Origin of the sequence: Brevundimonas sp. (assembly GCF_036659295.1) — a bacterium.
Classification (GTDB): Bacteria; Pseudomonadota; Alphaproteobacteria; order Caulobacterales; family Caulobacteraceae; genus Brevundimonas.
In genome coordinates this window covers 5,696-13,309 of sequence record NZ_JAVXCU010000066.1, presented here as the reverse complement: position 1 = coordinate 13,309, position 7,614 = coordinate 5,696, and the positions used below count along the sequence as shown (strand labels likewise).

At 57.1% G+C, this 7,614-nt stretch carries 7 protein-coding genes and 1 tRNA gene; 2 read left to right on the top strand and 6 right to left on the bottom strand.

Annotated elements, in window-relative coordinates; translation table 11 throughout:
- The coding region (locus RSB01_RS10980; RefSeq protein WP_332625463.1) for a twin-arginine translocase subunit TatC at positions 1 to 456 on the top strand (456 nt) is incomplete at its 5' end.
- 57 nt (positions 457 to 513) lie between these two features.
- Positions 514 to 1,176 (top strand): CatB-related O-acetyltransferase, encoded by a 663-nt coding sequence (locus tag RSB01_RS10975; RefSeq protein ID WP_332620578.1) that lies wholly within the window; start codon positions 514 to 516, stop codon positions 1,174 to 1,176.
- A 16-nt stretch (positions 1,177 to 1,192) separates the two neighbouring features.
- Here RSB01_RS10975 and RSB01_RS10970 read toward each other — a convergent pair whose 3' ends face one another.
- The 6 genes from RSB01_RS10970 to RSB01_RS10945 form a co-directional block, all read right to left on the bottom strand.
- The gene (locus tag RSB01_RS10970; protein ID WP_332591135.1) at positions 1,193 to 2,161 is read right to left on the bottom strand and encodes a hypothetical protein; all 969 of its coding nucleotides are present in this window, start codon (positions 2,159 to 2,161) and stop codon (positions 1,193 to 1,195) included.
- On the bottom strand, positions 2,158 to 3,468 hold the full coding sequence (locus RSB01_RS10965) for a glycosyltransferase (RefSeq protein WP_332591134.1): 1,311 nt from the start codon (positions 3,466 to 3,468) through the stop codon (positions 2,158 to 2,160). The genes RSB01_RS10970 and RSB01_RS10965 overlap by 4 nt, the downstream gene beginning before the upstream one ends.
- 299 nt (positions 3,469 to 3,767) lie before the next feature.
- Positions 3,768 to 5,177, bottom strand: a complete 1,410-nt coding sequence (gene glnA, locus RSB01_RS10960) for a type I glutamate--ammonia ligase (protein WP_332625461.1) — start codon at positions 5,175 to 5,177, stop codon at positions 3,768 to 3,770.
- A gap of 73 nt (positions 5,178 to 5,250) precedes the next feature.
- Positions 5,251 to 5,589, bottom strand: coding sequence for a P-II family nitrogen regulator (locus tag RSB01_RS10955; RefSeq protein ID WP_332619903.1), 339 nt, complete (start codon positions 5,587 to 5,589; stop codon positions 5,251 to 5,253).
- A 210-nt stretch (positions 5,590 to 5,799) separates the two neighbouring features.
- Positions 5,800 to 5,884, bottom strand: a tRNA-Leu gene (locus RSB01_RS10950).
- 130 nt (positions 5,885 to 6,014) lie between these two features.
- Positions 6,015 to 7,523, bottom strand: a complete 1,509-nt coding sequence (locus tag RSB01_RS10945) for an amino acid permease (RefSeq protein WP_332619904.1) — start codon at positions 7,521 to 7,523, stop codon at positions 6,015 to 6,017.
- Between the last annotated feature and the right edge of the window lie 91 nt (positions 7,524 to 7,614).

The following is a 7,614-nucleotide window of genomic DNA, read 5'->3' as shown; positions in this document are numbered from 1 at the left end:
GGGGCGTTTCTGCCGTTTCTGGTGGCGGCACCTCTGCTGTTCGTACTGGGGGCGGCGCTTGTCTATTATGTGATGCTGCCGTTCGTGATGTGGTTCTCGCTGAGCCAAGGCATTTCGGGCGACGGGATCACCGCTGAACTTCTGCCCAAGGTTTCGGATTATCTGAGCCTTGTTACGGCTCTGGTGCTGGCCTTCGGGTTCTGTTTCCAGTTGCCGGTGGTGATGACCTTGATCGGCATGGCCGGCTTGATTTCCAGCGAACTTATGGCCAAGGGGCGCCGCTATGCCATCGTGGCCGTGGTGGTGGTGGCCGCTGTTGTGACGCCGCCGGATCCGGTCAGCCAACTGATGTTGGCGATACCGATGGTGCTGCTCTACGAGATTTCGATCTGGTGCGTCCGCATCATCGAAATGCGCCGCAAGAAAAGCGACCAAGCCTCGGATGCTGCGGCCTAATTAGGCAATCGGGTGATTGGGCGATAGGACAGGCCTTCGCAAGATCGAAGGCTGTCCATGTCCCCAATCGCGCCTGACCGGCACTGGTCCAAGGTTGAACTGCTCCATGAGAGCGTCACCAACCCCAATATCCATATCAAAGGGACACGCAGCTATTACAGCGACGCGTGGAGCGGATCGTTCGAGCAGAGCGTCGTCCGTTACCTGTATGGCGATCCCTACAGCCTGTCGGCTTGGACACCCCAGTGGCCGATAGACCAGCTCCATATCGGTGATTGCGTCTGTATCGGTGCCGAGGCGGTGATGCTGCTGGGCGGCAACCACACGCACCGCACCGACTGGTTCAGCCTGTACCCGTTTCCCGAGGTCATTGTGGATGCCTATAAGGGCAAGGGAGACACGCACATTATGGACGGGGCGTGGATCGGTATGCGGGCAATGATCATGCCTGGCGTAACGATAGGCGAGGGGGCCGTTGTCGCTTCGGGCGCGATCGTGACCAAGGATGTGGCCCCCTATACGATTGTGGCAGGCAATCCAGCCGTGCCCGTGCGTCAGCGTTTTGCAGCCGATATTGTCGACGGGCTGTTGGCGCTGGAGATTTATGGTTGGCCGCAAGCCAAGTTTGACGCCTTGCGGCCCTTGCTATGCGCCTCGGACATCAAGGCACTGATACAGGCATCGTCAGATTATGATGCTGAAAAGGCTCCGCAACCGTAGTCGCAGAGCCATGTCGTCAAAAGGCGCGGGTCAGGCCCACATTGAACTGGGTGTAGTCATAGGTATAGCCGCTGGCGATCGGGGTGTTGCTGTAGGTTATGCCTGCGGTTACGGCCCATTCACGGACAGGGGGACTGATGACTTGTGCGTTGAGGTAACGGGCCTGATGCCAGTCGTCGCCTGTGGCTTTTTGCCCGCCGATGCCGCCTGCGATCAGATAGCGCCAGCCACCATGATAGCGCCGCATCTGAATTATCGGCATGATTTCCACATAGTCCTCGGGCGAGAAGTAATCGAACTCGCCCGGATGGCTGGAATGGAAATAACGCACACGCATCTGGGCTGACAGGCCCCATTCGGGTTTGACCACATGAACATAGGTGGCCCGCAGGTGGGTACGTACATTCTCGCCCGTAAAGTCCTGAACACCGGCGACGAATGTCAGGTTATTTCGGTCATTGATCGGCAGATCCACAGCACCGCCAACGAAGGTATAATAGATGCCGTCATCGACGCCTTGCGGGGTTTCCAGCACCTCGCGCTCGATGAAGTATTCCTGACGGAAACGGGCATCGTTATGAATGCTGGCGGCCCCTAGCGCGGTGTCGCCATCGGTGCCGGCCATGACCTTCCAGGTCCAGTCACCTGTCTTATCGGCGGCGCGTAGATAGACACGCTGCGCGTCGCGACTGTGCTGGCCATTGGGACTGAAGCTGGCATTTTCGATGCGCAGGCCCAGATATTCGTCCGGCCCCTTCCATTTCCAGTCCAGATTGGCCCCGACCTTCAAGACCTCGGTGTCATCGGCATCGGTGGAGTAGAAAAGGTCGGCTCCGACAGCGGCACGAGGCGTAAAGGCTTCGGCAGTTCGCTCGCGATGCTGTTCGCGGGCGACGTCCTGTGCAGTTTCGACGGTCTGGGCGTGTGCTGATAGGGCGATGGACGAGGTCGCTACCATCAATGCGGCAATGGTCAGACGGATCATTTCGTGTCCCATTTCTTGGTCATGCCCAAAGCTTCAGCGGCATAGCCCCATACGCTGACGGGTTGCATCAAAAGGCTATAGCCAATGGCATAGAAGAGGAAGCCGCCGAAGTTCTGGCGTACCTTAAGGCCCTCTTCGTGGAACATGTTGCGCTGGATGCGGAACATGAAAAGATTCCACAATGCTGCCAGTGGCAGCACGGCAAGCGTCATCGGACCGGCGATCCAGAAATGGCCGAACAGTGCCAGAACCAGCCCCGGAATGAAGACAAATGTATAGACCAGATCAAGCGGCAAGAAGAACAGGTTCCACCAGATAAACAGGGTGGTCAGGCGCGGCTTGAACAGCAGGCCGGGATAGGCCTTGAAGGCCTCGATCAAACCACGTGACCAGCGTTTGCGCTGCAAGGTGAATTGTTTCAGCGTGGTCGGCACATTGGTAAAAGCTAGCGCATCTTCGGCATAACCGATGCGGTGACCTTGTTGCAAAAGGGCCCACGAGACGACGATGTCCTCACCTACACATTCCGGCCAGCCACCAACACTGTTCAGGGCATCGCGCTGGTACAGCGAGAAAGCGCCCTGAGCGACCAGCGTGCCGTGATACATGGACTGCATTCGTTTGATTGCGGCAATACCGTGGAAATAATCCCATTCCTGAGCGCGTGTGAGGAAGTTCTGGCGCGAGTTTCGCACCATCACCGCACCGGCGACGGCGCGCGTATTGGGCGGGTCATTGACGTAACGTTCCACGATCTGGGTAATGCCGTCTTCGCGAACCCATGAATCTCCGTCAATCGTGGCAACGAGATCGTGGCTGGCCAAGGCCAAGCCTCGGTTCAAAACGGCGGCCTTGCCCGCATTAACCTCGTAATCCAGCACTCGCATGGTGAAGTTAGCGGGGATGGACAGCTCTTCTATGGCCTTGTTGGCAATCGCCACAGTGTCATCTGTCGAACCGTCGTTCAGTACCAGAACTTCCAGAGCGCCCTTGTAATTCTGGCGCGACAGGCTGGTCAGCGTATCGCGGATAGCAGCAGCCTCGTTATAGGCTGCGACCAGAATGGTTATGGCAGGATATGTGGTCAGACCTTTGCGGGGAGGGCGACGGTCAAACGCCAAGGTGCTTATGAGGAAGGCATTCATAAAACCCGGTACATAGGCAATGAAGCTGATTGCAATAACCGCAAACGGCCAGTTGGTTATATGGGCCAGATCAACCAACCATCGCTGTGAAAGCCAGACGCTAAGCGTCGTCCATGAGATCGCCAGCAGAATGGCAACCGTAAACTTAACGGGAACCGTCAAGTAAAACCGACGATGGGCGCGCGTGGAGGGAAGCTGAGCTTCTCCAACTACAGGCTCAATATTTAGGATGGACGCTTCGTGTGGGGGCGGCGTTTTTTGTTGCATGTTTCCTGACCCAATATGTTGGGGCCTTATCGCGGAAACACCAGAAGCGACGCTTTGGTTGCGGATCAGGGGCAGTTAACATAACAATGTTACAAAATGTTTTGTTTGCTGCGAATGGTTCTCTGTAAACAGGCGCACTTACAAAAAAGCCCCGAACGATGAACGTTCGGGGCTTCTTACAATATTATAGCGGCTTAGCAGCTATAGTACATGTCGAACTCGACGGGGTGCGGGTGCAGTTGCAGACGCGCAACTTCGGTTTGCTTCAGTTCGATATAGGCATCGATGAAGTCGTCATCCATGACGCCACCCTTTTTGAGGAAGGCGCGGTCGTCGTCGAGGGCTTCAAGGGCTTCCTTGAGCGAACCGGCGACTTCCGGGATCGAGCCGCGCTCTTCCGGCGGCAGATCGTACAGGTTCTTGTCGGCCGGTGCGCCCGGATCGATACGGTTCTCGATCCCGTCGAGGCCTGCCATCAACAGGGCCACGAAGGTCAGGTAAGGGTTACCCATCGGATCGGGGAAGCGAGCCTCCATACGCTTGGCCTTGGGCGACGAGACGTGCGGAATACGGATCGATGCCGAGCGGTTACGGGCCGAATACGCCAATTTGACCGGAGCTTCATAACCAGGAACCAGACGCTTGTAGGAGTTGGTCGTCGAGTTGGCGAAGGCGTTGATGGCCTTGGCGTGCTTGATGATGCCGCCGATGTACCACAGGCATTCTTGCGACAGGCCAGCATACTTGTCGCCTGCGAACTGCGGCTTGCCGTCCTTCCAGATCGACATGTGGACGTGCATGCCCGAGCCGTTATCACCGAACATGGGCTTGGCCATGAAGGTCGCCGACTTGCCATAGGCGTGCGCTACGTTGTGGATCACGTATTTGTACAGCTGCATCCGGTCGGCCATGGTCAGCAGGTCGCTGAACTTCAGGCCCAGTTCGTGCTGGGCAGGGGCGACTTCGTGGTGGTGCTTTTCAGGATCCATGCCCAGATCGCGCATGACGGCCAGCATTTCGCCACGCAGGTCCTGGCCCGAATCTACCGGATTAACCGGGAAATAGCCGCCCTTGGTGTGCGGACGGTGGCCCAGATTGCCCTCGGCATACTCGGCGCCGGTATTGGCCGGCAATTCGCTCGAGTCGAAGCTGTAGCTGGTATTGTGCGGCGCGGTGTTCCAGCGCACGTCGTCGAACACAAAGAACTCGGCTTCAGGACCGAAGAATACGGTATCGCCCACACCCGACGACTGCACATAGGAGAGGGCCTTTTGGGCCATCGAACGGCTGTCGCGGTTATACGGTTCGGCCGTGTCCGGGTTCAGCACGTCGCAGAACATACACAGGGTCGGCTGTTGGTAGAACGGATCGACATGGGCGGTGCTGAGGTCCGGCTTCAGCAGCATGTCGGACTCGTTGATCGCTTTCCAGCCCTCGATCGACGAACCGTCGAACATAGTGCCTTCCTCGAGCAGTTCTTCATCGACCATGCCGATGTCGAAGGTCACATGCTGCAGCTTACCGCGCGTGTCGGTGAAACGCAGATCGACATACTCGATACCCTTGTCCTTGATCTCTTGCAGGATCTTTTGTGCGGCGCTCATTTCTCGAGGTCCTGATTGTTATAGGTTTGGGAGGAAACAAAAGAGGCCGCCCACAAGGGACGGCCGATTACGGTCAGATAGCCTGCGAACCCGTTTCTCCGGTACGGATGCGGATGACGTCTTCGAGAGAGCTGACAAAGATTTTGCCATCCCCGATCTTGCCGGTTCGCGCAGCGGTTTGGATAGCGTCGATAACGGCCGGCACCAGATCGTCAGTGACAACGATCTCGATTTTGATCTTCGGCAGAAAATCGATGACGTATTCAGCGCCACGATAAAGTTCAGAATGACCTTTTTGGCGACCATATCCCTTGGCCTCCAGAACGGTCATGCCCTGCACGCCAATGTCCTGCAGAGCGTCTTTGACTTCATCCAGCTTGAACGGCTTGATGATGGCTTCGATCTTTTTCATGGCACTTCCGAGCAGGGTCCCCTGATGGCCTTTTGCTCGACGTCCAAGACACATTGCATTGCGTCATAAGGCAAGCGTTTTCGGGCATCTGATACCGTCCGTGATCGGAAAACCTCACCGAACAGACTGAAATGCCACTATTTCGGCACGTTCTGTGTTCTCCTAACGCTGCGATGCGTCAGGAACGGCTGATATCAATGTCAGGAAAGATGGTGCGGATGAGAGGAATCGAACCTCCACGCCTCGCGGCGCTGGAACCTAAATCCAGTGCGTCTACCAGTTCCGCCACATCCGCATTAGGTTGAGCGAGGCTTTAACCAGTGTCGCAAGATCACGCAAGCAACGAAATGAATGCGCAGGGAAATATAAAAAAGGCTCCGGATCTCTCCGGAGCCTTCTTGGTCAGGCAAGCCTGAAACGCGAGATTAGTGGTCGGTATCAACGATACCGCGACCCACATGGCTCTTACGGTAGCCATACAGGAAGTAAACCACCAGACCGATCACAGCCCAGATCGGCAGAACCAGTTTCGATTCTGTCGGCAGGTTCAGATACAGGCCCAGCGTGCCGAACATGGCCAGCGGAGCGACGACCCAGACCAGCGGGGTTTTGAACGGACGGTGGCGATCCGGCTGCTTGACGCGCAGGATCATGACCGACAGGGCCACCATGAAGAAGGCAAAGAGTGTGCCCGAGTTAGAAATGTCAGCCAGCTTGCCGACCGGCAGGAAGGCTGCAAACAGGGCCACAGCCAGACCGGTGATGACGGTCACAACGTGCGGCGTTTTCCACTTGGGGTGAATCTTGGCCAGGAATTCCGGCAGCAGACCATCACGCGCCATCACGAAGAAGATGCGGGTTTGGCCGAACAGCATGATCAGGATGACCGAGGGCAGGGCCAGGAAGGCCGCGATACCGATCATGTCACCGACACGTTCATGGCCAACCGAGCGCAGAACGTGGGCCAGAGCTTCCTTGGAGCAAACCAGCGGCTCTGTGCCCGCAGCCATCAGCGACTGGCACTGTGTAGCCATGGCGGCCGAACCGGCATGCAGGATTTCACCGGCTGGGCCGACAACCGGCTGGGCACCAATGGCACCAATGGCACCTGCAGCAACCAGCAGATAGAAGACCGTACAGATCAACAGCGAACCGATCAGACCGATCGGAACGTTTTTCTGCGGGTCTTTGGTTTCTTCGGCGGCGGTCGAAACAGCATCGAAACCGACATAGGCGAAGAAGATCGAAGCAGCAGCCCCGACAACGCCCAGACCAGCACCATGACCGTCACCCATCCAGCCGTTCGGCAGGAAGGGCTGGAAGTTCGCACCCTTGATAACCGGCAGGGTTAGAACGATGAAGACGGTCAGCGCGGTAACCTTGATGGCCACCAGAACGGCGTTGACGCGTGCGCTCTCGGTTGTGCCAACCATCAGAAGAGCGGTGATCAACAGCGCAATCAGAGCTGCCGGAAGGTTGATGATACCACCGGCATAGCTGCCGGCAGTGATAGCCAACGGTAGCTCAATTCCCCAACTATTGAGCAAACCGATAAAGTAGCCGGACCAGCCTACCGAAACGGCAGACGCCGCCACGGCATATTCGAGAATCAGGGCCCAGCCCACGATCCATGCCAGCAATTCGCCCATCACCGCATAGGTATAGGTGTAGGCAGAGCCCGACACCGGAACCATGGAAGCGATCTCCGAATAGCAAAGCGCCGCCACGGCACAGACCGCAGCGGCGATAACGAAGCTCCACATCATGCCGGGACCGGCTTTTTGTGCGGCTTCGGACGTCAGCACAAAGATACCCGTGCCGATGATTGCGCCCACTCCGAGCAGGGTTAGCTGGACAGCGCCCAACGAGCGCGTAAGCGCTTTCTTTTCTGCGGACGCAATAATAGCGTCCAGCGGTTTAATCCGCCAAGACATGGAAGTCCCCTCACATATTTAGATGTCGACGCGTGCCGACCCTCGCTGGGGACGCTAGACAGGGTTTTTTGTTCACGCAACGCGATTGACG